This is a genomic window from Streptomyces sp. NPDC090077 (assembly GCF_044747545.1).
Classification (GTDB): Bacteria; Actinomycetota; Actinomycetes; order Streptomycetales; family Streptomycetaceae; genus Streptomyces.
This window is the reverse complement of record NZ_JBIVEG010000004.1, coordinates 83,364-108,388: the sequence shown is the minus strand read 5'-3', so window position 1 is coordinate 108,388 and position 25,025 is coordinate 83,364. Positions and strand designations below refer to the sequence as shown.

At 74.2% G+C, this 25,025-nt stretch carries 20 protein-coding genes; 12 read left to right on the top strand and 8 right to left on the bottom strand.

The window, feature by feature from the left end:
* Nucleotides 1-44: 44 nt before the first annotated feature.
* The 3 genes from ACIPW5_RS09195 (at nucleotide 45) to ACIPW5_RS09185 (ending at nucleotide 3,926) form a co-directional block, all read left to right on the top strand.
* On the top strand, nucleotides 45-1,958 hold the full coding sequence (locus ACIPW5_RS09195) for an ABC transporter ATP-binding protein (RefSeq protein WP_401242496.1): 1,914 nt from the start codon (nucleotides 45-47) through the stop codon (nucleotides 1,956-1,958).
* A gap of 62 nt (nucleotides 1,959-2,020) precedes the next feature.
* Complete coding sequence (mltG, locus tag ACIPW5_RS09190) at nucleotides 2,021-2,941, top strand: endolytic transglycosylase MltG (RefSeq protein WP_401242494.1); 921 nt, start codon at nucleotides 2,021-2,023, stop codon at nucleotides 2,939-2,941.
* A gap of 88 nt (nucleotides 2,942-3,029) precedes the next feature.
* Nucleotides 3,030-3,926 carry a hypothetical protein gene (locus ACIPW5_RS09185; RefSeq protein ID WP_401242491.1) on the top strand — a complete coding sequence of 299 codons (897 nt, stop codon included), beginning with the start codon at nucleotides 3,030-3,032 and terminating at the stop codon, nucleotides 3,924-3,926.
* Here ACIPW5_RS09185 and ACIPW5_RS09180 read toward each other — a convergent pair.
* A complete protein-coding gene (locus tag ACIPW5_RS09180; protein WP_401243126.1) occupies nucleotides 3,851-4,993 on the bottom strand; it encodes an FAD-dependent oxidoreductase in 1,143 nt (380 codons plus the stop codon). The genes ACIPW5_RS09185 and ACIPW5_RS09180 overlap by 76 nt on opposite strands.
* A gap of 157 nt (nucleotides 4,994-5,150) precedes the next feature.
* Between ACIPW5_RS09180 and ACIPW5_RS09175 the strand changes: the two genes are divergently transcribed.
* Both ACIPW5_RS09175 and ACIPW5_RS09170 read left to right on the top strand, forming a co-directional pair.
* Nucleotides 5,151-10,334: a caspase family protein gene (locus tag ACIPW5_RS09175; protein WP_401242489.1), complete on the top strand. Its 5,184-nt coding sequence runs from the start codon at nucleotides 5,151-5,153 to the stop codon at nucleotides 10,332-10,334.
* Nucleotides 10,331-11,179 (top strand): hypothetical protein, encoded by an 849-nt coding sequence (locus tag ACIPW5_RS09170; protein WP_401242486.1) that lies wholly within the window; start codon nucleotides 10,331-10,333, stop codon nucleotides 11,177-11,179. Before ACIPW5_RS09175 ends, ACIPW5_RS09170 begins: the two co-directional genes overlap by 4 nt.
* A gap of 1 nt (nucleotide 11,180) precedes the next feature.
* On the opposite strand, the gene ACIPW5_RS09165 is transcribed toward ACIPW5_RS09170, so the two are convergent.
* Nucleotides 11,181-12,038, bottom strand: a complete 858-nt coding sequence (locus tag ACIPW5_RS09165; RefSeq protein ID WP_401242483.1) for a helix-turn-helix domain-containing protein — start codon at nucleotides 12,036-12,038, stop codon at nucleotides 11,181-11,183.
* Between the two features lie 101 nt (nucleotides 12,039-12,139).
* Between ACIPW5_RS09165 and ACIPW5_RS09160 the strand changes: the two genes are divergently transcribed.
* Nucleotides 12,140-13,615: an MFS transporter gene (locus ACIPW5_RS09160; RefSeq protein ID WP_401242480.1), complete on the top strand. Its 1,476-nt coding sequence runs from the start codon at nucleotides 12,140-12,142 to the stop codon at nucleotides 13,613-13,615.
* Between the two features lie 27 nt (nucleotides 13,616-13,642).
* Here the strand turns inward: ACIPW5_RS09160 and ACIPW5_RS09155 are convergent, their stop codons facing one another.
* Both ACIPW5_RS09155 and ACIPW5_RS09150 read right to left on the bottom strand, forming a co-directional pair.
* Nucleotides 13,643-14,329: an HAD family hydrolase gene (locus ACIPW5_RS09155; RefSeq protein ID WP_401242477.1), complete on the bottom strand. Its 687-nt coding sequence runs from the start codon at nucleotides 14,327-14,329 to the stop codon at nucleotides 13,643-13,645.
* A 46-nt stretch (nucleotides 14,330-14,375) separates the two neighbouring features.
* Nucleotides 14,376-14,855, bottom strand: coding sequence for an Lrp/AsnC family transcriptional regulator (locus tag ACIPW5_RS09150; protein WP_401242475.1), 480 nt, complete (start codon nucleotides 14,853-14,855; stop codon nucleotides 14,376-14,378).
* A 145-nt stretch (nucleotides 14,856-15,000) separates the two neighbouring features.
* Between ACIPW5_RS09150 and ACIPW5_RS09145 the strand changes: the two genes are divergently transcribed.
* Both ACIPW5_RS09145 and ACIPW5_RS09140 read left to right on the top strand, forming a co-directional pair.
* Nucleotides 15,001-16,398, top strand: a complete 1,398-nt coding sequence (locus tag ACIPW5_RS09145; protein WP_401242472.1) for a cryptochrome/photolyase family protein — start codon at nucleotides 15,001-15,003, stop codon at nucleotides 16,396-16,398.
* A 4-nt stretch (nucleotides 16,399-16,402) separates the two neighbouring features.
* A complete protein-coding gene (locus ACIPW5_RS09140; protein ID WP_401242469.1) occupies nucleotides 16,403-17,389 on the top strand; it encodes a MerR family transcriptional regulator in 987 nt (328 codons plus the stop codon).
* Here ACIPW5_RS09140 and ACIPW5_RS09135 read toward each other — a convergent pair.
* Nucleotides 17,313-17,924: an RNA polymerase sigma factor gene (locus ACIPW5_RS09135; RefSeq protein ID WP_401242467.1), complete on the bottom strand. Its 612-nt coding sequence runs from the start codon at nucleotides 17,922-17,924 to the stop codon at nucleotides 17,313-17,315. The two genes, ACIPW5_RS09140 and ACIPW5_RS09135, sit on opposite strands and share 77 nt — an antisense overlap.
* 77 nt (nucleotides 17,925-18,001) lie before the next feature.
* The gene (locus ACIPW5_RS09130) at nucleotides 18,002-18,709 is read right to left on the bottom strand and encodes a YoaK family protein (protein WP_401242465.1); all 708 of its coding nucleotides are present in this window, start codon (nucleotides 18,707-18,709) and stop codon (nucleotides 18,002-18,004) included.
* 81 nt (nucleotides 18,710-18,790) lie between these two features.
* Here ACIPW5_RS09130 and ACIPW5_RS09125 point away from each other — a divergent pair, with 81 nt between their 5' ends.
* Nucleotides 18,791-19,384, top strand: a complete 594-nt coding sequence (locus tag ACIPW5_RS09125) for a histidine phosphatase family protein (protein WP_401242462.1) — start codon at nucleotides 18,791-18,793, stop codon at nucleotides 19,382-19,384.
* 25 nt (nucleotides 19,385-19,409) lie between these two features.
* Here the strand turns inward: ACIPW5_RS09125 and ACIPW5_RS09120 are convergent, their stop codons facing one another.
* Nucleotides 19,410-20,864, bottom strand: coding sequence for a PLP-dependent aminotransferase family protein (locus ACIPW5_RS09120; RefSeq protein ID WP_401242459.1), 1,455 nt, complete (start codon nucleotides 20,862-20,864; stop codon nucleotides 19,410-19,412).
* 46 nt (nucleotides 20,865-20,910) lie between these two features.
* Between ACIPW5_RS09120 and ACIPW5_RS09115 the strand changes: the two genes are divergently transcribed.
* Genes ACIPW5_RS09115 through ACIPW5_RS09105 form a run of 3 tightly spaced genes read left to right on the top strand, consistent with a single transcriptional unit; the run spans nucleotide 20,911 to nucleotide 23,366 of the window.
* Entirely contained in the window at nucleotides 20,911-21,363 is a 453-nt protein-coding gene (locus ACIPW5_RS09115; RefSeq protein WP_007262599.1) for a carboxymuconolactone decarboxylase family protein, read from the top strand.
* Between the two features lie 55 nt (nucleotides 21,364-21,418).
* Nucleotides 21,419-22,933: an APC family permease gene (locus ACIPW5_RS09110; RefSeq protein ID WP_401242457.1), complete on the top strand. Its 1,515-nt coding sequence runs from the start codon at nucleotides 21,419-21,421 to the stop codon at nucleotides 22,931-22,933.
* Nucleotides 22,934-22,943: 10 nt separating this feature from the next.
* Nucleotides 22,944-23,366 (top strand): universal stress protein, encoded by a 423-nt coding sequence (locus ACIPW5_RS09105; RefSeq protein WP_401242455.1) that lies wholly within the window; start codon nucleotides 22,944-22,946, stop codon nucleotides 23,364-23,366.
* A gap of 22 nt (nucleotides 23,367-23,388) precedes the next feature.
* On the opposite strand, the gene ACIPW5_RS09100 is transcribed toward ACIPW5_RS09105, so the two are convergent.
* Complete coding sequence (locus ACIPW5_RS09100; RefSeq protein WP_401242452.1) at nucleotides 23,389-25,011, bottom strand: FAD-dependent monooxygenase; 1,623 nt, start codon at nucleotides 25,009-25,011, stop codon at nucleotides 23,389-23,391.
* Between the last annotated feature and the right edge of the window lie 14 nt (nucleotides 25,012-25,025).

The window sequence follows — 25,025 nt, the reverse complement described above, 5'->3', positions numbered from 1 at the left end:
TAACAATGAGCTAAGCTCATCGGAGTCTCGCCTGAAGGAGGCACATGCCCCACGACGAACCGAAGTGGACCCCATCGAACGAAGCACTCGACCCCACCCGCCCGGCCCCGGCGGAACGCCCCCGCGAGCTGCGCCGCATCCTCGGCCTGTTCCGCCCCTACCGCGGCCGGCTCGCCGTGGTCGGAGCCCTCGTCGGCGCCTCCTCGCTGGTCGGCGTGGCCTCCCCGTTCCTGCTCAAGGAGATCCTGGACGTAGCGATCCCCCAGGGCCGGACCGGACTGCTTAGCCTGCTCGCCCTCGGCATGATCCTCACGGCGGTCGTGACCAGCGTCTTCGGCGTGCTCCAGACGCTGATCTCCACCACCGTCGGCCAGCGCGTCATGCACGACCTGCGCACCGCCGTCTACGCCCAGCTCCAGCGGATGCCGCTGGCCTTCTTCACCCGCACCCGCACCGGCGAGGTGCAGTCCCGGATAGCCAACGACATCGGCGGCATGCAGGCCACCGTCACCTCGACCGCGACCTCGCTCGTGTCGAACCTGACCGCCGTGATCGCTACCGTCGTCGCGATGCTCGCGCTCGACTGGCGGCTGACCGTGGTCTCCCTCCTGCTGCTGCCCGTGTTCGTGTGGATCAGCCGCCGGGTCGGCAACGAGCGCAAGAGGATCACCACCCAGCGCCAGAAGCAGATGGCCGCCATGGCCGCCACCGTCACCGAGTCCCTCTCGGTCAGCGGCATCCTGCTCGGCCGCACCATGGGCCGCTCGCAGTCCCTCACCGACGCCTTCTCGGAGGAGTCCGAGAAGCTCGTCGGCCTGGAGGTGCGCGCCAGCATGGCCGGGCGCTGGCGGATGTCCACCATCGGCATCGTCATGGCCGCCATGCCCGCCCTGATCTACTGGGCCGCCGGCATCGCCCTGCAGACCGGCGCGCCCTCGCTCTCCGTCGGCACCCTCGTCGCCTTCGTCACCCTGCAGCAGGGCCTGTTCCGGCCCGCCGTGAGCCTGCTGTCGACCGGTGTGCAGATCCAGACCTCGCTCGCGCTGTTCGCCCGGATCTTCGAGTACCTCGACCTGCCGGTGGACATCACCGAGCGGGAGGAGCCCGTGCGGCTGGACCGTGCCCGGGGCGAGGTCCGGCTGGAGGACGTGCACTTCGCCTACGAGGCCAAGACCGGCCCCACCCTCACCGGCATCGACATCACCGTCCCGGCCGGCGGCTCCCTCGCCGTGGTCGGCCCCACCGGCTCCGGCAAGAGCACCCTCAGCTACCTGGTCCCGAGGCTCTACGACGTGACCGGCGGACGGGTCGCCCTCGACGGGGTGGACGTGCGCGACCTCGACTTCGACTCGCTGGCCCGGTCCATCGGCGTGGTCTCCCAGGAGACCTACCTCTTCCACGCCTCGGTCGCCGACAACCTGCGCTTCGCCAAGCCGGACGCCACGCGCGAGGAGATCGTCGAGGCGGCCCGCGCGGCGCAGATCCACGACCACATCGAGTCCCTGCCCGACGGCTACGACACCCTGGTCGGCGAGCGCGGCTACCGCTTCTCCGGCGGTGAGAAGCAGCGCCTGGCCATCGCGCGCACGATCCTGCGCGACCCGCCGGTGCTCATCCTCGACGAGGCCACCAGCGCCCTCGACACCCGGACCGAGCACGCCGTGCAGCGGGCCATCGACAACCTCTCCAGGGGCCGCACCACCATCACCATCGCGCACCGCCTCTCCACCGTCCGCGACGCCGACCAGATCGTCGTCCTGGACGCGGGCCGCATCGCCGAGCGGGGTACGCACGAGGAGCTGCTGGGGGCCGACGGCCGCTACGCCGCACTGGTCCGCCGGGACCGGGACGCCGCCCAGGGGCCCGAAGGCGCCGCCGGCCGCGCCGCCGGCCGGGAGCGGGACGGTTCCGGGCCGGAGCCTGCGGGCGAGCCCGTACCCACTCCGGTGAACGTGTGATCGTATGACCGGAGCGGGGTGTGATGCCCAGAAGCTCCCGTTCCGGCGGTTAACGTGCCCGCATGCCTGATGAGTCCCGGCCGCACCAGCCGCACCAGCCGCCACCGCGCCGCTCCCGGCTCACCCGTCGGGGCCGCCTCGTGCTCCTCTGCGGCGCACTCCTCGGCATCGGGCTCGCCACGATGGTGATCGAGCCCCTCCTGCCGCAGGAGGAGGCGCCCGAGAAGCCGCGCCGACTGCTGATCCCCGAAGGCTGGCGGGCCGCGCAGGTCTACGCCGCCGTCGACCGCGAACTGCGGCTCCCCGCGGGCACCACCAAGTCGGCCGCCGCCACCGCGGCCCTGGACCTGCCGGCGGAGGCGAAGGGCAACCCGGAGGGCTACCTCTTCCCGGCGACCTACCCGGTGACGACGAAGTCCACCCCCGCCGACGTGCTCGCGTTCATGGTCCGCACGGCCAACCGGAACCTCGCCACCAAGGCCGTCGCGGACGGCGGCCGGGCCCACGGCATGACCCCCTACCAGACGGCCACCCTCGCCAGCGTCATCGAGGCGGAGGCCGACAACCCGGCCGACATGGGCAAGGTCTCACGGGTGGTGCACAACCGGCTGGCGAAGTCGATGCCGCTCCAGATGGACTCCACCGTCAACTACGCCCTGGGCCGCAACACCGTCGACACCACCCTCGCCGACACCCGCATCGACCACCCCTTCAACACCTACGCGCGCCAGGGCCTGCCCCCCACCCCCATCGACAGCCCCGGCCTGCGCGCCATGGCCGCCGCGGTCGCGCCGACGCCCGGCGACTGGCTGTTCTTCGTCACCGTCAAGCCCGGCGACACCCGCTTCTCGGCGACCTACGAGGAACACAAGAGGCACGTCGCCGAGTTCAACCGGCTGCGCGCCGCCACCGCTCCGCCCGCCCGGACGGGCCCGCCACCCGCCCAGGCCGGACCGCCCGCGAAGGCCCCCGCAGTGAAATGAGCCAGTGAAATGAGCAGGCGCCCCCGCCGCGTCCCGGCCTACCATCGGCCGCCTGGCGGACGCGGACGGACAGGGGGGGCGGCGGAGCATGAGACTGCCATGGAAGACACCTCGTACGAGGACCAGCGCGCCCGCGCCGCCCGCGGCCGCCGGCGCCGCACCGCGGGCGGAGGAAGCGGAACCCGCCCGGGACCGGGAAGCGGAGGCCGCCCGCAGGCACCTGGAGGAACTCTGGGACGAGGACGTGGCCGACTGGCAGCAGTGGCTGGCCCGTTCCCCGGAAGGCGTCGACCTGATCCTGTGGTGGTACCGGCAGCGCGCCCTCACCGCCCTCGTCGGCCCGGACCGCTACCGCGAACGCCTCGCCCTGCTGCTGTCCCGGGCCGCCCCGCGCGACATCGCCGCCATGGGCCTGGGCTGCAGCCGCCGGGTCGACCGTCGGTGCCGCACCCCGGAGATCTGCGGCCAGGACCCCGCCCCGCCCCCGCCCGGCGGCCCGGCCTTCCGGGGGTCCGGACCCGTCCCCGGGGCGTGCAGCCGCTTCACCGACTGCCACACCGCACACGAGATCCGGGTCCACTTCACCGACGACGACCGGCACAGCACGGTGCTCCTGCTCCGCGGCGGCCCGGACGAAGCCCGCATGTGGGTGGACGGAGTTCCCGTCGGAGAGGGCCGGTGGCTGGACAACGGCGGCTGGTGGCAGGACGACCGCTTCTACGTGATCCGCGTCGGCGGCCCCGCCGGCCATCCGAAGCAGGGACCCGGGGACATCGGGGACTGGCTCTACCGGATCGTCTCCCTCCTGGTGTACGACGCGGAGCGGGCCGTCGCCCGCGTGTTCGACCCCGGGCCCGACGAGGAATGGACCGACCCGGTGCTGGAAGTCCGCGACGGCCTCCTGCGCATCTACCCGACCGAGGAGGCCCGGGCGGCCGGCACCCCCGACCGGGAGTTCCCGCTGGACACCCCGTGCCCGGACTGACCCGCCGGCGCCGGCCCCCGGGCCAGCAGGCGGCGTATCCCGCGCACCGCGGCCCCGCCCGCCCGGTTGGCCCCGATGGTCGAGGCCGAGGGGCCGTAGCCCACCAGGTGGACCCGCTCGTCGCGCACCGCCCTCGTCCCCTCCAGCCGGATCCCGCCGCCCGGCTCCCGCAGCCGCAGCGGCGCCAGGTGGTCGACGGCGGGCCGGAAGCCGGTGGCCCACAGGATCACGTCGGCGTCCACGCTCCGTCCGTCCGCCCACGCGACCCCGGACGGGGTGATCCGGTCGAACACGGGCAGCCGCTCCAGCACCCCGGACTCCAGCCCCGCCCGTACGGCCTCCGTCAGGGCCAGCCCGGTCACGCTGACCACACTGCGCGGCGGCAGCCCCCGCCGGACCCGCTCCTCCACCAGCGCCACCGCCGCCCGGCCCTCCGCCTCGCCGAAGGCGCCCTCGCGGAACACCGGGGGCCGCCGGGTGACCCAGGTGGTCCCCGCCGCCACCTCGGAGACCTCCAGCAGGTGCTGCACCGCCGAGGTGCCGCCGCCCACCACGACCACCCGGGCCCCGGCGAACGCCCCGGGCCCGGGGTAGTCCGCGGTGTGCAGCTGGCGGCCCCGGAACAGCTCCTGCCCCGGGTAGCGCGGCCAGAACGGCCGGTCCCAAGTCCCGGTGGCGTTGACCAGCGCCCGCGCCGACCAGCTCCCCGACGCGGACTCCACCAGCAGCCGCCCGCCACCGCCCTCACGCACGGCCGTCACGTCCACGGGCCGCCGCACGCGCAGCCGGAACCGCTCCTCGTACGCCGCGAAGTACTCCCCGATCACCTCGGACGAGGGCCGCAGCGGATCGGCGCCGGCCAGCTCCATGCCGGGCAGCGCGTGCATCCCGTGCACCTTGCCGTAGGTCAGCGACGGCCACCGGAACTGCCAGGCCCCGCCGGGCCGCGGCGAGTGGTCCAGCACCACGTGGTCGATCCCGGCCCGGTCCAGGTGGTAGGCGGCGGACAGCCCCGCCTGCCCGGCCCCGACGACCACCACGTCCACGTCCGCCGCGCCCCTCAGCATTTCGTTCACGGTTCTACTAACCGGCGGCCCGCACGGGATCTTCCCGGATGATCCGAAGCCCTGCGCGGGGCCGTGGGCCGTCGCTAGAGTCGGCTGCGTCACAGGTGACGACGGCTTGCACTTTGGGGGCTCGGTGGGGCGGCGCTTCTTCATCGGGATGGGCACCGGCAGGTACCGTCACCTCCCTGCGGAGGACCAGCTGGGTTCCGTCCCCGACGACATCGCCGCCGTCGCGCGGCTCTTCGAGGGTTTCGGCTACGAACGCGCACTGCACGGACTGGGCGAGTTCGACGGAGCCGAACAACTCCGTCAGAAGCTGGTCAACTGGTCCGCATACACCGAACTGGCCGCCGATGACGTCGTGGTGCTCTACTTCGCCGGGCACGGGACTGTCGTGGAGCGCGACCGGCACTACCTGCTGTGCTGGGACACCCAGGACACGGCATTGGCCGGCACCGCTCTCGCCACCGAGGACCTCGTACGCGTCCTGTGCAACAGCGGACTGCGCCACCTCCTGCTGATCCTCGACACCTGCTCGGCGGGCGCCGGTACGGCGGACGCCTCGGGGGCGGCTCTCCAGACGATCATCTACCGGGGTGTTGCCGAAGCCTCTGCCGGGCTGTGGTTCCTCGCCTCAGCCCGCCGCAAAGAGCTGGCCATCGACGGAGCCTTCGTTCCGGTGCTGGCGGAGGCGATCCAGACCACCACCGAGCGGACCGGCCAGCGCCAGCAGTACCTCGACCTCACCGAACTGGTGAAGGCCGTCAACGAGGGTTTCGACGAGTTCGGCCGGGGTCAGCGCGCCGAGTTGGCGAGTGCGCTCGTCACCGGCCTGGCCCCCTTCCTTCCCAACTCCGGCTACCGGGCGGAGTTGCCCCCCTCGGGTACGGACCTCGAGGTCCAGGGACGCGTCGCCGCCAAGGAACTCGCCGAACACTTCGGGCCCCGCTCGCGCGGGGTGGAGTTCGAGTCGGAGCAGGGCCTCTACTTCAGCGGCCGGGTGAAGGTGCTCGCCGAACTGGCTGCATGGGCGACCGCCGAGCAGGGTGACGGGCGTGGCCGTGTCGTCACCGGAGTACCCGGATGCGGAAAATCGGCCGTCCTCGGTCGGATCGTCGCCCTCTCCGACCCCGTCTACCGGGCCCGCCTCGACCTGAACGGCGCAGACCCGGGCACCGTGGTCCCGGCAGGCTGCGTCACCGCCGCCGTCCACGCACGCCACAAGCGCCTCGAGGAGATCGTCGAACGGATCGCGTCGGCGCTCGGCACCGAGGCCGACGGCGTGGCCGCGCTCCTCCAGGAACTCACCCGGCGAGGCCGCCAGGGGACCCCGCTGGTCATCGTCGTGGACGCCGTCGACGAGGCCGGCTCCGACACCGCAGCCGACGCGGGTGGCCACGGCGAACCCCGCCGCATCACCCGCGAACTGCTGCGCCCCATGGCGGAGATCCAGGGCGTACGCCTCCTCGTGGGCACCCGGCGCGAACTCGTTACGGCGCTCGGCCCCACCTTCACCTGTGTGGACCTTGACCGGGAGGAATACCAGGCAGGGACGGAGGACGTCAGTGCGTACGTCGCCCGGGTGTTGCTGGCAGCCGAGGAGCCGGAGGTCCGCACCCCCTACCGGGACCGTCCCGAACTGGCCCGTACCGTCGCACGCGGAGTGGCGGAGAAGGCGGCAGGCGTCTACCTCTACGCGAGGATGACGGCCCGGACGCTGCGCTCGGACGCAGAGCCGGTCGACACCGGCAGGCCCGGCTGGGAGGACAACCTGCCCAGCGAGGTCGGCGAGGCCTTCGACGACTACCTCCAGCGCTTCGGCCCCGACGAGCCCCGGGTCCGCCGCATGCTGCTGGCGCTGGCGTTCTCGGAGGGCAAGGGGCTCCCGCGCGGGCGGGTGTGGACCGGACTCGGCTCCGCCATCTCCGGAGTACCCTGCTCGGAGGAGGACGTCAGCTGGGCCCTGGACGTCGCGGCAGCGTACATCGCGGAGGTCACCGACGACGACCGCCGCTCGGCGTACCGGCTCTACCACAAGGCCCTCGCCGAGCACCTGCGCGCGACGGCCGCCCAGGACGCGCACGACATCCAGCATGCCGTGGTCGACGCATTGTTGGGTCTCGTACCGCAAGCGGACGCGCAGCAGCCGGACTGGTTCGCTGCCGTTCCCTACGTGCGGCAGCACCTCGCCACCCATGCCGTGGCGGCAGGCCGGCTCGCGGAGTTGATGGAGGACCCGGGATTCCTGCTGGCCAGCGAACCGCTCACCCTGCTGCGAGGGTTCGCGGCCATGGAGGGCGAGGGCGTACCCGGGGTGCGCGGCGCGTACGAGCAGATCGCCCACCGGCTCACCCCCGACACCCCGCTCGGGGAGCGCGCCGCAGACCTCCAGCTGTCGGCCCGCCGCTGCCAGGCCGACCGTCTGGCCGACCGGGTTGGCGAGCTCGCGGTGACCCGCCCGTGGTCGACCACGTGGGCCTGGTGGTCCAACAGCGGGGCCCATCGTCTGCTGAACGGGCATGACAGACCGGTCACATGTGTGGCGACGGGCACGCTCGACGGCCGTCCGATCGCCGTCACGGGCAGCGAGGACTCCACGGCACGCGTCTGGGACCTGACGACCCAGCGCCCCATCGGCGAGCCGCTCCCGGTCGGCATCCCCGTCAATGCCCTGGCCATCGGCGAACTCGGCGACTACTCGGTCGCCCTGACCGGCGGGCACGACGGCACCGTCCGGATCTGGGACCTCTCGGCCGGCCAGGAGTACGGGGAGCCGCTCACCGGCCACACCAATCGGGTCCTGTCGATCGCGATCGGGGAGGTGTGCGGCAGACCCCTCGCCCTGACCGGGAGCGCGGACGGAACCGCACGCTTGTGGGACCTGGCGGAGAGGCGCCAACTGGGCCAGGAGCTCGTCGTCCATCGCAGTGCGGTGCACGGCGTGGCCCTCGGCCGGCTGGACGGCCGTCCGATCGCCCTCACCGGCGGCGACGACAAGGCCGTGTACGTATGGGACGTGCACGACGCGCTGGCCGGAGGGAACGCACAGGTCAACGGTCGGCCGTTGGTCGGCACGGTCGGCCAGGTACAAGCGGTGTGCGCCGTGGAACTGGACGGGCGCTCGCTGGCCCTCGTGTGTGACACGGCGGGGATGCTCGGCTGCTGGGACCTCGCTGACCGGCGCCAGATCGGAGAACCGGTCCATGCGCACACCGACGCCAGGCTGACCGGCCCGTACTCGGTGGTGACCGGTGAAATCGCGGGGCGACCCGTCGTACTGACCTGCGCTTCGCGCTGCGCGAAGCTCTGGGACCTGCGGACGCTCCGCCCGCTCGGCCATCCCCTGCGCGGACACCTGGATGCCATGACCGCCGCAGCCCTCGCCGTACACGGGGACACGGCCCTCGCCGTCACCGTGGGGGCGGACCACACCGCACGGATCTGGGACCTCGCGGCCGATCGGCCCGATGACGGGCTGACCAGGTCGATGGCCACCACCGCGTACTGCGAGTGGGAGGGACGCCCCGTCGTCGTGACCGGTGGGGAGGACGGTGCTGTTCGGGCCTGGGACCTGCGGACCCGTCAACAGCTGGGCCCGGCCTTCGAGGGGCATTCCGCCCGGGTGACGACCCTGGCCGCCAGTGTGGTCAAGGGCCGACTGACCGTGGCGACCGGCGGCGCCGACACCGTGGTCCGGCTGTGGAGCACAGTCGGGGACCGTACCGTCCACAGGGAGCTGGAGGGGCACACGAATGCCGTCGTGTGCACCGCCTTCGGTGCCCTGGCGGGCAGGACGGTCCTGGCCAGTGGAGGGGCCGACGGTACCGTCCGCATCTGGGACGTGGAATCCGGCACGCTGATCGGCCGTCCGCTCGCCGGTCACGTGGGGGACATCGCGCACCTCGCGGTGCGCTCGGAAGGAGGTGCGCTGGAGGTCGTCCTCGCGACGGACGTGGATCACGCGTACGTGTGGCGGATCGGGCAGGGAGCGGACGGTCCCGAGACACGCTGCTGCGGGCACCGGGCCGTGCGGGACGTGGACCAGTTCGCCGCGGTCGAGAGCGTGGGATTCCACCAGGGCAAGGCGGTGGTGCTCACCGTTGCCGGAACCGGCAACCTCCAAGTCCGCGAAGTGATCAGCGGGACCGTGGTGGCCGGACCGTTCCCCATGCTCGGAACGGTGCTGGCAGCGACCCTCGTGGAAGCGGGGGGCGAATCGGTCGTGGCGGCCAGCGGCGGCAGCCAGCTCCGGATCTGGCGCTTGGATCCACGGGAAGCGCCAGGGACGCGCACGGAACCGACCTGGTGCCTGGAACCCGCAACGGTGCACGCACGCCCGCTCTTCGGCAGGGTGGGCGGGACGGTAGTGGTCGTGACCACCGGCAGCGCGGACGTTCTGATCTGGGACCTGTACGAAGGTCACGTGGTCGGCGAGCCCTTGTGCGGTGGATCGAAGAGGCTGGGGTCCGCCGAGATCCTGGAGGGTCGCGACGGCCGGACGCTGGTCGTCACGGGCAGCGGTAACGGGGTCGTGCGCCAGCACGATCTCCGTGACGGCAGCCAGGTGGCGCCGCATTTGACGCACGACGGCAGCTACCAGCCCATCACCACGGTGCACATGGGCGGCCAGGTCCTGGTGGTACGCAGCAATTGGGCGGCGACTTCCGTCTGGGACTTGGAGACCCGTCGCGAGTTGGCGAGACGGCAGGGCACCGGGGACATCGGCCACATCCTCCGTTTCGGTGACCGCCGGATCGTCGTGTCGGCGACGGGTGAGAACGTGCTGGAGGCATGGGAGCTGGACACCCAGGGGGCCCTCTGCGGGCCGATGATGGGCCATGTGGGTCCGGTGTCGGCCCTGCGCGACCTGCTCATCGGTGGCGTCCACACCCTGGTGAGCGCCTCGCGCGACGGCACCGTGCGGCTCTGGGACCTGGAGACGGGGAGCCCGGTGGGCGATCCCCTGGGCGGCTACGCGCTCGGCGTGACCGCCTTGGAGGTGGTGCGGCTCGAAGGAGTGCCGCTCGCCGTGGTCGGATCCGGTGACGGCCACATCCACGCCCGCAGGCTGGACGCCGACCAGACGGTCGTCGGCGAGTTCCCGCGTTTCGCCTCGGGCGTCCGGGAGATCCGCTTCGCCGAAGTCCGCGGCGTCCCCACCCTCGTCGCCGCCGACCGCCACGGTCTCCTCCGCGTCGGCCGGATGAACACCTTCACCTGGACCTCCGAGATCAACATCGGCAGCACCATCAACGGCTTCTCCATCGACCGAGAGGGCCACATCTGCGTGGCCACCGACATGGGCGTCGTCGCCCTCACCCTGGCGGAGGTGCGCCCGTGAGCCGGATCGTGTTCGTGCACGGCATCGCGCAGGAGGTGGTGGGGCCTGAGTCGCTGCTCGCCGAGTGGTACCCCGCGCTCTGTGACGGGCTGGCTCTCGCGGGTGGGGGGAAGCCGGCTCGGGAGGAGGTCGCGATGGCCTTCTACGGGGACCTCTTCCGCCCGGCCGGGCACCGCGGCACCGGGACGCCCGAGCTCGACGCCTCCGACGTGGAGGAGGGCCTCGAGGAGGAGCTCCTGCTCCGGTGGTGGGAGGACGCCGCCCGGATCGACCCCCGGCTGCCCGGGCCGCAGGACCGGGTCCGGCTGAGGACCCCGTACCCCGTGCAGCGGGCGCTGGACGCGCTCGGCCACTCGGCGTTCTTCGCCGGGGTGGGGGAGCGGCTGATGATCGGGGCGGCCCGGCAGGTGCGGCGGTACTTCACCGAGCCGGCGACGCGGGCCGCGGTGCGGGCGCGGTTCGACGGGGTGCTGGGCGACCGGACGCGGGTGGTCGTCGCGCACTCGCTCGGGTCGGTCGTCGCGTACGAGGCCCTGTGCGCGGCCCCCGACCGGCCGGACGTGGTGCTGGTGACGCTGGGGTCCCCGCTCGGGGTGCGCAACCTGGTCTTCGACCGGCTCGTGCCGCCCCCGCACGCCGGACGCGGCCGCTGGCCCGCGCCCGTGCGGCAGTGGGTGAACATCGCCGACCGGGGTGACCTGGTGGCGCTGGCCAAGGAGCTGGCGCCGCTGTTCGGGGAGCGGGTGCGGGACGTGCCGGTGCACAACGGGGCCAGGGCGCACGACGTACGGCCCTACCTGACGGCCCGGGAGAGCGGGGAGGCGATCGCGGCGGCGCTGGCCTGAGTCACCGGCCCGGGACGGGGGACAGGTCCCGGAGCCGCTCCAGGCCCCGGCGGGACTCCTCGTCCAGCGGGACGAAGGTCGTCAGCCGCCCGCCCGACGCCGGGCCCAGCCACAGGCTGGTGTGTTCCAGCCGCAGCAGCCCCACGTGGGCGTTGCGGATGTACTTGGTGTTGCCGCCCGCCGTCACCACCTCGTGCCGGGCCCAGATCTCCCGGAACTCCGGCGAGGCCGCCTCCAGCCGGGCCAGCAGCGTCTTCCACGCGGGTTCCGCGAGGTGCCCGGCCATGGAGGCCCGGAACTTGGCCGCGAGCAGCCGGTGGGCGTCCGGGGTGTCGACGAGGGAGGCCCGCCAGTCGGCGTTGGTGAAGGACAGCCACACGCAGTTGCGGTCCTCGGGCGGCAGGGCGTCCAGGTCGCAGAGCAGCCGGGCGTAGGTGCTGTTGTAGGCCAGGATGTCGTAGCGGCTGTTCTGCACGCACGCCGGGACCGGGTCCAGCTGGTCGAGCACGGCCCGCAGGGCCGGGGTGACGCTCGGGCAGCGGGTGTTCGGCGCCGGGTCGGTGCTGCCCGCCAGCGCGAACAGGTGCGCGCGTTCGCTGGAGTCCAGCAGCAGGGCCCGCGCCAGTGCGTCCAGCACCTGGGGGGACACCTGGATCTCGCGGGCCTGTTCCAGCCAGGTGTACCAGGTGACGCCCACGGCGGAGAGCTGCGCGACCTCCTCGCGGCGCAGCCCCGGGGTGCGCCGGCGGCGGCCCCGGACGAGCCCGACCTGTTCGGGTGTGATCCGCTCGCGGCGGCTGCGCAGGAATTCGGCGAGCTCGTGACGGCGCAGGTCGCTCTCGGGGGCAACGGTGGTCATGACACCAGGATGCGGCACCGGTCATACCGTTGCCAGGTACTCCTGGTACCAGGATAAGGACACTCTGGTACCAGGCTGGGCGGCGGTGGATCGTTCCTTCCGTGAGTGAAACAACCGTACGCACGACCCACCCGTCCCCCTCCCCGGCTCTCCCGGCCGCCGTCGGCGCGCCCGCCCCGGCCCCCGCCCCGGCCCCCGCCGTCCTCACCCCGCTCGGGCTGTTCACGGTGCTGCTGGGCGCGGCCCTCCCCCTGATCGACTTCTTCATCGTCAACGTGGCGCTGCCCGCCATCGACGCCGACCTCGCCGCCGGTCCGGCCATGCTGGAACTGGTCGTCGGCGGCTACGGGGTCGCGTACTCGGTGCTGCTGGTGCTGGGCGGGCGGATCGGCGACACGGTCGGCCGGCGGCGGCTCTTCGTCATCGGCATGGCCGCCTTCGGGGTGACGTCCCTGGCCTGCGGTCTGGCGCCCACCGCCTGGGCCCTGGTGGCCGCGCGGGTGGCCCAGGGCGCGGCGGCGGCCCTGATGCTGCCGCAGGTGCTGGCCACCATCCAGGCCACCACCCGGGGCCCGCAGCGGGCCCGTGCGATGAGTCTGTACGGGGCCACCGGCGGCCTGTCCATGGTGGCCGGGCAGATCCTCGGCGGGGTGCTGGTCGCCGCCGACGTGGCCGGGTCCGGCTGGCGTTCGGTGTTCCTCGTCAACGTGCCCGTGGTGGTGGCGGGGCTGGTGCTCGCGGTCCGGGCCGTCCCTGAGACCCGCTCGGAGCGGCCGGCGTCCGTGGACGTCCCCGGGACGCTGCTGCTCGGCCTCACCCTGGTGTCCCTGCTGCTGCCGCTGACCGAGGGGCGGGCCGCCGGCTGGCCCCTGTGGACCTGGGTGGCGCTGGCCGTGTCCCCCTTCGCGGCCCTGGCCTTCTACCTGACGGAGCGCCGCGCCGACCGGCTCGGGCGCACCCCGCTGGTGCCGCCGAGCCTGCTGCGGCTGGTGTCGCTGCGGCGCGGACTGGTGATGCTGGCGCCGTTCTCGGTCGGCTTCAGCGGCTTCATGTTCGTGGTCGCCGTCGCCCTCCAGCAGGGCCTGCGCATGGGCCCGGTGGAGGCGGGCGCGGCACTGGTGCCGATGGCGCTCGGCTACTTCGGCGCCTCCCTCGCGGGGCCCCGGCTGGTCGGCAGGTTCGGCAGCCGGGTCGTCACCGCGGGCGGACTGGTCCAGGCCCTCGGCATCGCCCTCGTGTGCGCGGCCGTGCTGTACGGCTGGCCGGACCTCGGCATCGCCGGGCTGGCTCCGGGCGTCGCCCTGGCGGGCGTCGGGCAGGGCCTCCAGCAGCCGGTGCTGATGCGGCTGATGCTCTCGGACGTCCCGGCGGACCGGGCCGGGGTGGGCAGCGGGGTCATGATCACCACCCAGCAGTCCTCGCTGGCCCTGGGTGTGGCGACCGTGGGCAGCCTCTTCCTCGCGCTGGCCGCCCCGCTGGGCATGCGGGACGCCCTCGTCGTGGTCCTGCTGGTCCAGCTGGGCCTGATCGCCGTGACGACGGCCCTCGGCCTGCGCCTGCCGCGCGAGGTGCGCTGACCCGGACCGGGGAGGCGCCCGCCGCCGTCAGGCTCCGGCGCCGGCCCCGCGCGCGAACAGCCACTGCTCGGCGGCGTCCGCGTCGAACTCCCGCTGTCCGCCGGCGAAGAGCAGCCCCGCCGCCGCGAACGCGGGATCGGCGGCGCCGTCCGCCACGTACGGGACCGCGACGCAGCCCATCCCGGCGGCGTGCGCGGCCAGCGCCCCCGGTGCCGCGTCCTCGACCACCACGCAGTCGGCGGGCCGGGCGCCGAGCCGGCGGGCCGCCTCCAGGAACACGTCCGGGGCGGGCTTGCCCCGTTCGACCTCCTCGGCGGAGACGACCGTGGTCAGCAGGGCGTCCAGACCGGTGCCCTCCAGCACGACCTCGATCGCCTCCCGCGAGGACCCGGACGCGACCGCCATCGGCACGCCCCGCGCGTGCAGCCGCTCCACGAAGGCCCGCATCCGGGGGAAGACCTCGGTGCGGGTGCGGGCCAGCTCCAGGTAGGCGGCGTTCTGTTCGGCCAGCAGCTGTTCGACCGGGGGCCGCAGACCGTAGCGGTCCTTGAGGACCTCCAGGGTCTCCAGCGTGCCGATGCCGATGAAGCGGGAGTGCTGCTCCCACGTGAAATCGGGGACGCCGTGCCGCTCCAGAGTGAGCCGCCCCGATTCGTAGTAGTTCGGCTCGCTGTCCACGAGGGTGCCGTCGAGATCGAATATGACGGAGATCATCCGTTGTGCCCGTCCTGCCGGTCGCGTTCTGGTGTAGACCATTCTGTCAGGGTTTGTGCGCGGCCCGCCCCACCGACTCCACCAGCGGCAGCAGCCGGTGCGCCACCCGCTCGCGCAGGGCGACCTCCGTCCGCGTGCGGACCACGCCCGGAAGCCGGATCAGTCGCTGGATCACGTCCTCCAGATGACCCGCGTCCCGGGCCACCACCCGTGTCAGCAGGTCGCCGCCACCGGTGATGGAGAAGGCCTCGACGATCTCCGGAACGGTCGCCAGCGCGTCCCCGACCTCGTCCAGACGTCCCTGGGTCACCTCGATGTGCACGAACGCCAGCACCGGATGCCCCAGCGCCGCGGGGGAGAGGACCGGACCGGAACCGGTGATCACCCCGGTGCGCTCCAGCCGGTCCAGCCGGGCCTGGAGGGTGCCGCGGGCCACGCCGAGGATCCGCGCGTACTCGCGGACGCTGGTGCGCGGCTGCTCGATCAGCAGGCGCAGGATCCGGGTGTCGAGCTCGTCCACCGCCATGCCAGGACTGTACCAATGGCCCGGATCGTCCCGCCGTCCGGAACCGGCCGCACCCGATGGCGGACGAGGGCATCCGATCCCGCCCCCGGTACGGAAGAACAGGGTGGCAGCCGCCGCCCACAGCCCCCGACACGGAGCCCAGCGCATGAACACCGCAGTGGTCCTGTACACCTCCGACCTGCGCCTGCACGACCACCCGCCGCTGCGGGCCGCGCTCTCCTCGTGCGACCGGATCGTCCCGCTCTTCGTCCGCGACCGGGCCATCGAGGACGCCGGGTTCGCCGCACCCAACCGGCTGGCCTTCCTCGCCGACTGCCTCGCCGACCTCGACGCGGGCCTGCGCGAGCGCGGCGGCCGCCTGGTGCTGCGCTCCGGGGAGGCCGTCGCCGAGGTCTGCGCGCTCGTACAGGAAGCCGACGCCGACGAGGTCCACATGGCCGCGGGCGTCAGCCGTTACGCCCAGGGCCGCGAGGAACGGCTGCGCGAGGCACTGGAGGCGCAGGGCCGCCGGCTGTACACCCACGACACGGTGGTCACGGCGGTGGCCCCCGGAGCCGTCCTGCCCTCCGGCTCGGGCGCCGACCACTTCTCCGTCTTCACCCCCTACCTGCGCCGCTGGACGGAACTGCCCCTGCGGGCCGTGGCCGCCGCCCCGCGCCGGGTACGCGTCCCCGAGGACATCGGCTCCGAGGAGCTGCCCCGCCGCGCGGCCGTCACCGGAACCTCCCCGGGCCTGGCGCCCGGCGGCGAACGCGAGGCCCGGCGGCTGCTGACCACCTGGCTGCGCTCGGGCATCTCCCGCTACGAGGACACGCACGACGACCTGGCCGCCGACGCCACCTCCCGGCTCTCCCCGCACCTGCACTTCGGCACCCTCTCGCCCGCCGAAGCCGTCCAGCGCTCCGCCGCGGCCGGCGGCGCCGGGGCCGAGGCCTTCGTCCGGCAGCTGTGCTGGCGCGACTTCCACCACCAGGTCCTCGCCGCCCGCCCCGGCGCCGCCGCCGAGGACTACCGGCCCCGCCACGACCGCTGGCGCACCGGCCCCGCCGCCGAGGAGGAGCTCCAGGCCTGGAAGGACGGCCGCACCGGCTATCCGGTGGTCGACGCCGCCATGCGCCAGCTGCGCCACGAGGGCTGGATCCACAACCGCGGCCGCCTCCTGGCCGCGAGCTTCCTCGCCAAGAGCCTGTACGTGGACTGGCGCGCCGGGGCCCGGCACTTCCTCGACCTCCTCGTCGACGGCGACGTCGCCAACAACCAGCTCAACTGGCAGTGGGCGGCCGGCACCGGCACCGACACCCGCCCCAACCGGGTCCTCAACCCGGTCCGGCAGGGCCTCAAGTACGACCCCGAGGGCCGCTACGTGCACCGCTGGGTGCCCGAACTCGCCGGGCTGCCCGCGCCCCGGGTGCACGAACCCTGGCGGCTGCCCGGGCCGGAGCGGGCCCGGTACGACTACCCGCCCCCGGTGGTGGACCTCGCCGACGCCCTCGACCGCTTCCGCCAGGCACGGCCCGGCGCCGCCCCGGGCGGCGTACCGTAGGCCGGTGGAACCCGAACCCGCCCTGAGCACCGGCGCCGTCGCCCGCCGGCTCGGGGTCTCCCCGACCACGCTGCGCTCCTGGGAGCGCCGCTACGCCATCGGCCCCGCCCACCGCGAGGACGGCCGGCACCGCCGCTGGACGCCCCGGGACATCGCCCGTCTGGAGGAGATGTGCCGGCTCACCGCGCGGGGCGTGCCCCCGTCCGAGGCGGCCCGGGTCGCGCTCGGCGCAGCACCCGCCGCCCGCGCCGGCGGGAGGGCGGCGGCCGTGGTGCCGGGCGGGCCCGGCGCCCTCCCCCTCGGGGAGGCGCGGCCGGAGGGACGGGGGCTCGCACGGGCCGCCGTACGCCTGGACCAGCCGGCGGTGGCGGACCTGCTGGAGGCCGCCCTCGCGGAACACGGCCTGGTCGCGGCGTGGGAGGAGGTCATCGCCCCCACCCTGCACGCGGTCGGCCGCAAGTGGGCCTCCGCGGGGGAGCGTTACATCGAGGTGGAGCACCTGCTGTCCTGGCAGATCTCCGCCGCCCTGCACCGGATCCGCCCCGCCCGGGAGCAGGTGCGGGTGCCCCCGGTGCTGCTCGCCTGTGCGCCCGGGGAGCTGCACAGCCTGCCCATCGAGGCCCTGGCGGCCGCCCTCGGCGAACGCGGCGTGCCGGTCATGATGTTCGGTGCCGCCCTGCCCGCCGGGGCGCTGTGCGACGCGGTACGGCGTACGGGCCCCCGGGCCGCCGTGCTCTGGTCGCACTCCCGCACCACCGCGGACCGGTCCCTGGCCCGCTCGGTCGCCGGCATCGAGTGGGGGGTGCGCGGCGCGCGCGGCCACTCGGCGCTGCTGCTCGCCGGACCCGGCTGGGGCCCGGAGGCCCAGGGGCCGCGCACGGGACGGCTGTTCGGGCTGCGCTCCGGTCTCGGCGTCATTGCGGAACTGGTGGCGGGGCGGGCTCCAGCGACTGCCGCAGGGCGTGCAGGGCCCGCCGCGTATGGCTCTTGACGGTGCCCAGCGGGATACCGGTGCGCTCCGCGATCTGGCTCTGGCTCAGATCGGCGTAGAAGGCCAGGCACAGCACCAGCCGCTGGGCCGCGGGCAGCCGGGCCAGTTCGCCGAGGACCAGTACCCGGTCCAGGGCCTGCTCCGGCGGTGGGGCCTGGACCCCCTCGTGCGGCTCCGCGGCGCGCTGCGCGGCGGCCCGTGCCACTCGGGCGAGCCGCCCCCGGGCCTCCAGCGCGTCCGCTACCTTGTGCCGGGTGATGCCGGTCAGCCACGCCCCCATCCCGCCGGGCCCCGGACGGTACCCGGCCCGGCCGCGCCAGGCGGCGAGGAACACCTGCTGGGTGACGTCCTCGGCCTCGCGCGGATCGCCCAGGGCCCGCCGGGCCAGGGCGTGCACCATGGGCCTCCAGCGCCGGTAGACGGCCTCGGCGGAGGCTTCGTCCCCGGCGGCGAACCCCGACTCCACGGCGGGGCCGTCCGCGGTGGCGGGGGCGTCGTCCTGCGGGCGGGACCCCTGCGGGGGAACGGTGTCCATGCGACGAGCCTCCCGATGAGGCGGCAGGCGCAGCCACTTGCACCGTTTCCGCATCGATTGCCGCCCGCTCCGGCGGGTCAGCAGCTGCCGGGGCGCAGCACCGGCTGCCTCAGGTAGGTCACGGCGACCCCGCAGACCACCGCGGACGCCGGCAGCAGCAGCCAGTTCACCGTCCACCCGGCCCGCACCAGCAGGGCCCCGGTCAGCCCGCCCGCGAACATCGCGGAGACCGCCCAGGCGCGCCGCCCCCACGCCCCCGTGCCGTATCCGAAGGCGCTGTCGCGCCCCAGCGCCGAGCCGCCGAGGAAGGCCGTCATCGACCGGGTGACCAGGGTGGTCGGCACCCCCGGCAGGTTGACCCGCATGCTGGTGACGTTGCGGAAGCCCATGGCCACCGCGAGGAGGCCGGCCGTCACCAGGTGCTGCGCGGCCGGCTTCCCGTACCGGGGCGGCACGCCCCACCCGACGCAGGCGGCGGCCAGGATCAGGCCCGCCTCCACCGCCAGGCCGATCACGAACCAGTGCCGGTCCCGGGCCTGCGCGGCCCCCTCCAGCCGGGCCGCGCACACCGCGCCGACCGCGAAGCACACCAGCGACACCCCGGACGCCAGCGCGGGCAGGTTCCCCTCGTGGGCCGTGCCGAAGGCCAGGAACAGCACGTTGCCGGTCTGCATGGCGGTGAACACCGGCCCCAGGGCCAGCAGGCTGACGGCCTCGATCAGCCCGGTCACCCAGGTCAGCACCAGCAGCAGGACGGTCAGCCGCCTGCACTCACGCACGTCCATGACGCCCGACAGTGACACGCGGGCCCCGCTCCGGCGGGACGACATGCCGGGCACCGGCGCATCACCGTTAGGGTCCGGAGCATGAGTGAACTGCTGCTGGTGAGGCACGGGGAGACGGCCTGGAGCGCGAGCGGGCGCCACACCGGGCTGACGGACGTGCCGCTGACCGCGCAGGGCGCCGACGAGGCCCTCTCGCTGGCCCCCTGGTTCCGCGACCGGGAGCCCGCCCTGGTGCTGACCAGCCCGCTGAGCCGGGCCGTCGCCACGGCCCAGCTCGCCGGGCTCACCGGCGGGATCCCCGAACCCGACCTCCACGAATGGGACTACGGCGGCTACGAGGGCATCACCACCGCCGAGATCCAGCGGACCCGGCCCGACTGGTCGCTGTGGACCGACGGCGTCCCGCCGGGCGACGCACAGCACCCCGGAGAACAGGCCGCCCAGGTCGGAGTCCGCGCGGACCGGGTCCTCGCCCGCGTCGCCGAGACCCTGCGCACCGGCCGGGGGGACGTGGTGCTCGTCGCCCACGGCCACTTCCTGCGCGTCCTGACCGCCCGCTACCTCGGCCTGCCCCCGCAGGACGGCCGGCTCTTCCTGCTGCGCACCGGCACCGTCAGCACGCTGTCCACGGAACACGGGCTCCCGGTCATCGCGGGCTGGAACACCCGGCCCTGACCGTCCTTCAGCCCCTGACCGCCCCTCAGGCCCGGTCCGGCCCCGCCGGCGGGTCGGGCAGGGCCAGGCACAGGGCGTCGAGCGCCGCCGGGAACGCGTGCTCGGGCGGGGTGCCGTAGCCCAGCACCAGCCCGTCCCGCGGGTCCATGGCACTGTCCGGGTGCAGGTACGGGCCCAGCCCGTCCAGGGCCAGTCCCGCCCGCCGCGCCGCGCGCAGGGCCGCCGCCTCCGTGCCCGGCGGCAGCTCCAGCACCGCGTGCAGCCCGGCCGCGACCCCGCTGACCCGCACGTGCGGGGCCTCGGCCGCGAGCCGCGCCGCCAGCAGGTCCCGGCGGCGCCGGTAGACCTGCCGCATCCGGCGCAGGTGGCGGTCGTACCCGCCCGAGGAGACGAACTCGGCCAGGGTGAGCTGGTCCGTCACCCCCGACCACATCTCGCGCTCCCCCTTCGCCTCCAGCACCTCGTCCACCAGCCGGCCCGGCAGCACCATCCAGCCCATCCGCAGCGCGGGCGACAGGCTCTTGCTGACGGAGCCGACGTACACGACCCGCTCCGGGTCCAGGCCCTGGACGGCGCCGACCGGCTGGCGGTCGTACCGGAACTCCCCGTCGTAGTCGTCCTCGACGACGACCCCGCCCGTGGCCCGCGCCCAGTCCACCACCGCCGCCCGCCGCTCGGGGTGCAGCGGCCCGCCCGTCGGGAACTGGTGCGCGGGCGTGAGCAGCACGGCCCGCGCCCCCGTCCCCGCGAGCTCCCCGACCCGCGCGCCCCGGCCGTCCACGGTCAGCGGCACCGTCGCCCGCCCGGCCCGCTCCAGCACCTCCCGGTGGAAGGGCAGCCCGTACGACTCCACGGCGACCGGGCCCGTCAGGACCCCGCCCAGCAGTTCCAGCGCGTGCGCGAAGCCGGAGCAGAGCACGATCCGGTCCGGCGCCGTCCGCACGCCCCGGGCCCGCGCGAGGTACTCCGTCAGCGTCCGCCGCAGCTCGATCCGGCCGCGCGGGTCGCCCACCCCGAAGGCCTCGTGCGGGGCGGCGGCCAGGGCCCGCCGGGCCGCGCCCAGCCAGGCCGTGCGGGGGAAGGCGGAGGCGTCCGGGGAGCTGGGCAGCAGATCGTGCACGGTACGCCGCCGCACGGGCCGGGCCGGACCGCGCGGCCGCCCGTGCTCCAGCGGGACGGCCCGCTCCGCGACCCGGGTGCCCGACCCCTGGCGCGCCGACAGCCAGCCCTCCTCGACCAGCTCGGCGTACGCGTCGGCAACGGTGTTGCGGGCGATCCCCAGGTCGGCGGCGAGCGTCCGGTAGGGCGGCAGCCGGGTCCCCGGCGCCAGCCGCCCCGAGTGCACCGCCTCCCGCAGGGCGCGCATCAGCCGGGCGCGCAGGCTGCCCCCGCCGCTCAGGTCCAGGTGCAGGTCGCTGCCGTTGCCGCCGCCGTCCCGGGAGGCGGGCGACTCCGCCGAATTGACCCATGATCTCTGCATGGGAATGAACCCTACGGCCGGTCGATCACGCCCGTAGGTTCTTCACATGACAACTTTTCAGGTTCCCGAACGCATGAACTTCTCCGCCGTGGCCCCCCGCGTCTTCAAGGCCGTCCTCGCCCTCGACGCCGCCGCCCGCAAGGGCCTGGACCCGGTCCTCCTCGAACTGGTCCAGATCCGCGCCTCGCAGATCAACCGCTGCGCGTACTGCATCGACTACCACACCGGAGACGCCCGCAAGGGAGGCGAGTCGGAGGAGCGGATCTACCAGCTCTCCGCCTGGCACGACTCCAGCCTGTTCACCGAGAAGGAGCGCGCGGCCCTCGCCCTGACCGAGGAGATCACCCTGCTGCCCGGCGGGGTCTCGGACGCCGTCTACGACGAGGCCGCACGCCACTTCGGCGAGGAGGAGCTGGCCCACCTGATCGCGCTGGTCTTCACCGTGAACACCTGGAACCGGATGAACGTCACCACCCGCAAGACCCCCGGCACCGAGTAGACCCGCCCGCCCCGCCCGCCTCGCGCGCGGCCGCCCCGTGCGTGACGATGCGTACATGAACGACGGCGACCGCGCCGGGACGGGCCGCACCACCGATGACGCCGGCGCCGAGGACAGCCTCCAGGCCAACGCGATCGGCTTCCTCGACGCCCTCGTCATCGGCCTGAACTCCACCTCGCCGGCCTACTCCCTGGCCGCCGTCATCGGCCCGATCGTGGCCCTGGCGGGGATCTACGCCCCCGGCATCATGCTGGCCTCGTTCGTGCCGATGCTGCTCATCGCCGCCGCCTTCTACTACCTCAACAAGGTCGACCAGGACTGCGGCACCACCTTCTCCTGGGTGACCCGGGCCATGGGCCCCTGGGCGGGCTGGCTCGGCGGCTGGGCCATCACCATGACCGGCGTGCTCGTCATCGGCTCCCTCGCCGACGTCGCCGTCCACTTCGGACTGCTGGCCGCGGGCCTCGACGACTGGGCCGCCAACCAGGTGGTCCGACAGACGCTCACCGTGGTCGTCATCCTCGCGATGACGGCCGTCTGCGTCATCGGCACCGAACTGTCGGCCCACCTCCAGGACGTGCTGATCCTCGCGCAGGTCTTCTTCCTGCTGGTCTTCGCCGTCGTGGCCATCTACCGGGTGTACGCGGGCACCAGCACCCTCGACGAGATCCACCCCTCGCTGACCTGGCTCAACCCCTTCGGCGCGGGCGGGGCCGCGCTCACCGGCGGACTGCTGCTCGGCGTGTTCATCTACTGGGGCTGGGAGTCCGCCGTCAACCTCACCGAGGAGGTCGAGGACTCCGCGACCGCCCCCGGCAAGGCCGGCATCTGGTCCACCCTGGTGCTGCTGGTCACCTACCTGTCGGTCGGCTTCGCCATCGTCGCCTACGCCGGCACCGAGTTCCTCGCGGAGAACGCCGGCGAGGAGGAGGCGATCTTCGCGGTCCTCGCGCACGAGGTGATGGGCGGCTGGGACTGGATGGTGCTCCTCGCCGTCTGCACCTCGGCCCTCGCCTCCACCCAGACCACGATCATCCCGGCCTCCCGCACCGCCCTGTCCATGGCCCGGCGGCACGCCCTGCCGCCCCGCCTCGCACACATCCACCACCGCTTCCACACCCCCGAGGTGAGCACCTGGTGGGTGGCCGGCATCGCCATCGCCTGGTACCTCGTCGTCAACCAGATCAGCGAGAACGCCCTCCTGGACTCCCTCACCGCGCTCTCCCTGCTGATCGCCTTCTACTACGCGCTGACCGGCGTGGCCTGCGCCGTCTACTACCGCCGCCACCTGCTGGAGAACGCGCACAACTTCTTCCTCATCGGGGTGGGCCCGCTGGTCGGCGCCGGGCTGCTGACCTGGCTGCTGGTGGAGTCCGTGATCGACATGTCCGACCCGGGCAACTCGGCGGGCGGCGCCTCCTGGTTCGGACTGGGCCCGCCGCTGGTCATCGGGATCGGCATCGCGGCCCTCGGCGTGCTCCTGATGTGCTTCTGGCGGCTCCGCGACGGCCGGTTCTGGCAGGAGCGCCGGGGCGTGGTCGACCCCGCCCTCGTCCGCAGGAAGAGCTGAGGAGGCCCGGATGTCCGTGGTCCTTGGATACGACGAGTCCCCCGGCGCCGAGCGGGCCCTGCGGGTGGCGCTGGAGGTGGCCACCGCCTTCGGGGAACCCCTGGTCCTCGTCCACGGGGCCGCCGCGCCCGGACCCACCGGGGAGGAGTACCGCGCCCACCGCGAAGCCGTCCTCCAGGCCGGCCGCACCGCGCTCGCCCGCGCCGTCGAGGCCGCCGACGAGGCGGGCGTCCCCTCGACGGTGGAGGTGGTGGACGACAAGCCGGCCCAGGCGCTGCTCGCCGCCGCCGAACGCCACCACGCGCGGGTCATCATCGTCGGCAGCTGGGGCGACAGCCCGATCCGGGGCGCCCTGCTCGGCTCCACCCCGCACAAGCTGCTGCACCTCTCGCCCGTACCGGTGCTGTGCGTGCCGACCGAGGACGCCCCCTGAACCGCGTCTGCCGGATGCAGGGTCAGCGGTGGAACACCCCCGCGAGGTACGCGGCCAGCCCCTCCGCCGCCGGCGGCTCCAGCCGGGCCCCGAGGTAGCCGTCGGGCCGCACCACGAAGGCCGCCGGCCCGCGCACCCCGTACGCCCGCGCGAACTCGCCCCGCCCGTCGCGGTACACCGGCCACGCAGCCCCGGCGGGCGCGGTCCCGCCCTCGGAGAGGACCGCGTACGCCGTGAGCCGCCCCGCCGGCACCCCGTCCGCCACTGCGGCGAGTGCGGGGACGTACGAGTCCGGTGCACCGTCCGTGTGGAGCAGCAGCACGTGCTCGCGGTCCCGCAGCAGGTCGAAGAGCCGCAGCGGGTAGTGCGGGACCTCGCCGGCCAGGCCCCCGCAGTCCGGTGCCCGGTCGCCGGGCCGCGGCCCGCCGGACGTCCCGCGGTCCGGCCCCACGACCGGGCTGCCGGGGTAGCCGACGAGCAGCTGCGCCTCCCGCAGCACGATCGCGGCGGGGTCCGCCCCGTCGGCCCCGAAGCCCTGCGTGGCGTGCCGGACCGTCCGCCCGACCACCTCCTCGCCGACGGGCCGACGCTCGGCGTCGTAGCTCTCCAGCAGCCGGGGGTGCGCCTCCCCGGCGACGGCCAGGGACAGCTTCCAGGCCAGGTTCCAGGCGTCCTGGATGCCGGTGTTCATGCCCTGCGCCCCGGTCGGGGGATGGATGTGCGCCGCGTCCCCGGCGACGAACACCCGCCCGTCGGAGTACCGGTCCACGATCCGGTGGCTGATCCGGAAGACCGAGGACCAGCGCATGTCGCGGGCGGTCACCGGCTGCGGCGACAGCCGGTCCAGGACCGCCTGGACGTGCTCCGGCTCCGGCGCCCGGCCGCCCTCCAGCCCGTGCGCCGTGCCGTCCGGGGAGAGGGCGGGCGAGGACAGCTCCGGCGGCACCAGCATCGACATCCGGTACCGGCCGGGGCCCGGCAGCGGGATGCACACCAGCAGGTCGTCCGGTTTCCCGTCCGGCCCCAGGTGCGTGGAGCGCACGCCGTACCCGTACGGCAGGTCCCAGTCCACCCGGACGTCGGCCAGCATGTACTGCTCGGCGAAGGCCCCGCCCCCGAAGGCCAGCCCGAGCCCCTTGCGGACCAGGCTGTGCGCCCCGTCGCAGCCCACCAGGAACCGGGTCCGCAGCTCCTCCTGCCCGCCGTCCGGGCCGGTGAGCAGGCAGGTCACCCCGCGCTCGTCCCGGGCGAAGGACACCAGCTCGGTGCTCCGCTCGATGCCGGTCCCGAACCGGGCCAGGAACTCCTCCAGGATCCGCTCCGTCTCGTACTGGGGGAGCGCGGCGAACCCGTACGGCACCTCGGGCGGCAGCACCATCTCCAGCCGGTCCCGCAGGACGCCGTCGACGTACACCAGCTGCCCGCGCATCGGGACGGCCGCGTCCAGCGCCTCCCGGACGATGCCCATCCGGTCCCAGACCTCCAGGGTGCGCGGCTGGATGCCCACGGCCTTCGCGTACGGCAGCCGCGCGGGCAGCCGGTCCACGATCCGGCAGGCCACCCCGCGCCGGCGCAGCTCCACCGCCGCGGTCAGGCCCACCGGGCCCGCACCCGCGACGAGCACGTCCGCCGCATTGCCTCGCACCCCTCCATCGTGGG

Coding starts and splice junctions, on each gene's coding strand:
- ACIPW5_RS09195 (WP_401242496.1), top strand. CDS start 45: ATGCCCCACGACGAACCGAAGTGGACCCCATCGAACGAAGCACTCGAC.
- mltG (WP_401242494.1), top strand. CDS start 2,021: ATGCCTGATGAGTCCCGGCCGCACCAGCCGCACCAGCCGCCACCGCGC.
- ACIPW5_RS09185 (WP_401242491.1), top strand. CDS start 3,030: ATGAGACTGCCATGGAAGACACCTCGTACGAGGACCAGCGCGCCCGCG.
- ACIPW5_RS09180 (WP_401243126.1), bottom strand. CDS start 4,993: ATGCTGAGGGGCGCGGCGGACGTGGACGTGGTGGTCGTCGGGGCCGGG.
- ACIPW5_RS09175 (WP_401242489.1), top strand. CDS start 5,151: ATGGGCACCGGCAGGTACCGTCACCTCCCTGCGGAGGACCAGCTGGGT.
- ACIPW5_RS09165 (WP_401242483.1), bottom strand. CDS start 12,038: ATGACCACCGTTGCCCCCGAGAGCGACCTGCGCCGTCACGAGCTCGCC.
- ACIPW5_RS09155 (WP_401242477.1), bottom strand. CDS start 14,329: ATGATCTCCGTCATATTCGATCTCGACGGCACCCTCGTGGACAGCGAG.
- ACIPW5_RS09150 (WP_401242475.1), bottom strand. CDS start 14,855: ATGGCGGTGGACGAGCTCGACACCCGGATCCTGCGCCTGCTGATCGAG.
- ACIPW5_RS09145 (WP_401242472.1), top strand. CDS start 15,001: ATGAACACCGCAGTGGTCCTGTACACCTCCGACCTGCGCCTGCACGAC.
- ACIPW5_RS09135 (WP_401242467.1), bottom strand. CDS start 17,924: ATGGACACCGTTCCCCCGCAGGGGTCCCGCCCGCAGGACGACGCCCCC.
- ACIPW5_RS09130 (WP_401242465.1), bottom strand. CDS start 18,709: ATGGACGTGCGTGAGTGCAGGCGGCTGACCGTCCTGCTGCTGGTGCTG.
- ACIPW5_RS09125 (WP_401242462.1), top strand. CDS start 18,791: ATGAGTGAACTGCTGCTGGTGAGGCACGGGGAGACGGCCTGGAGCGCG.
- ACIPW5_RS09120 (WP_401242459.1), bottom strand. CDS start 20,864: ATGCAGAGATCATGGGTCAATTCGGCGGAGTCGCCCGCCTCCCGGGAC.
- ACIPW5_RS09115 (WP_007262599.1), top strand. CDS start 20,911: ATGACAACTTTTCAGGTTCCCGAACGCATGAACTTCTCCGCCGTGGCC.
- ACIPW5_RS09110 (WP_401242457.1), top strand. CDS start 21,419: ATGAACGACGGCGACCGCGCCGGGACGGGCCGCACCACCGATGACGCC.
- ACIPW5_RS09105 (WP_401242455.1), top strand. CDS start 22,944: ATGTCCGTGGTCCTTGGATACGACGAGTCCCCCGGCGCCGAGCGGGCC.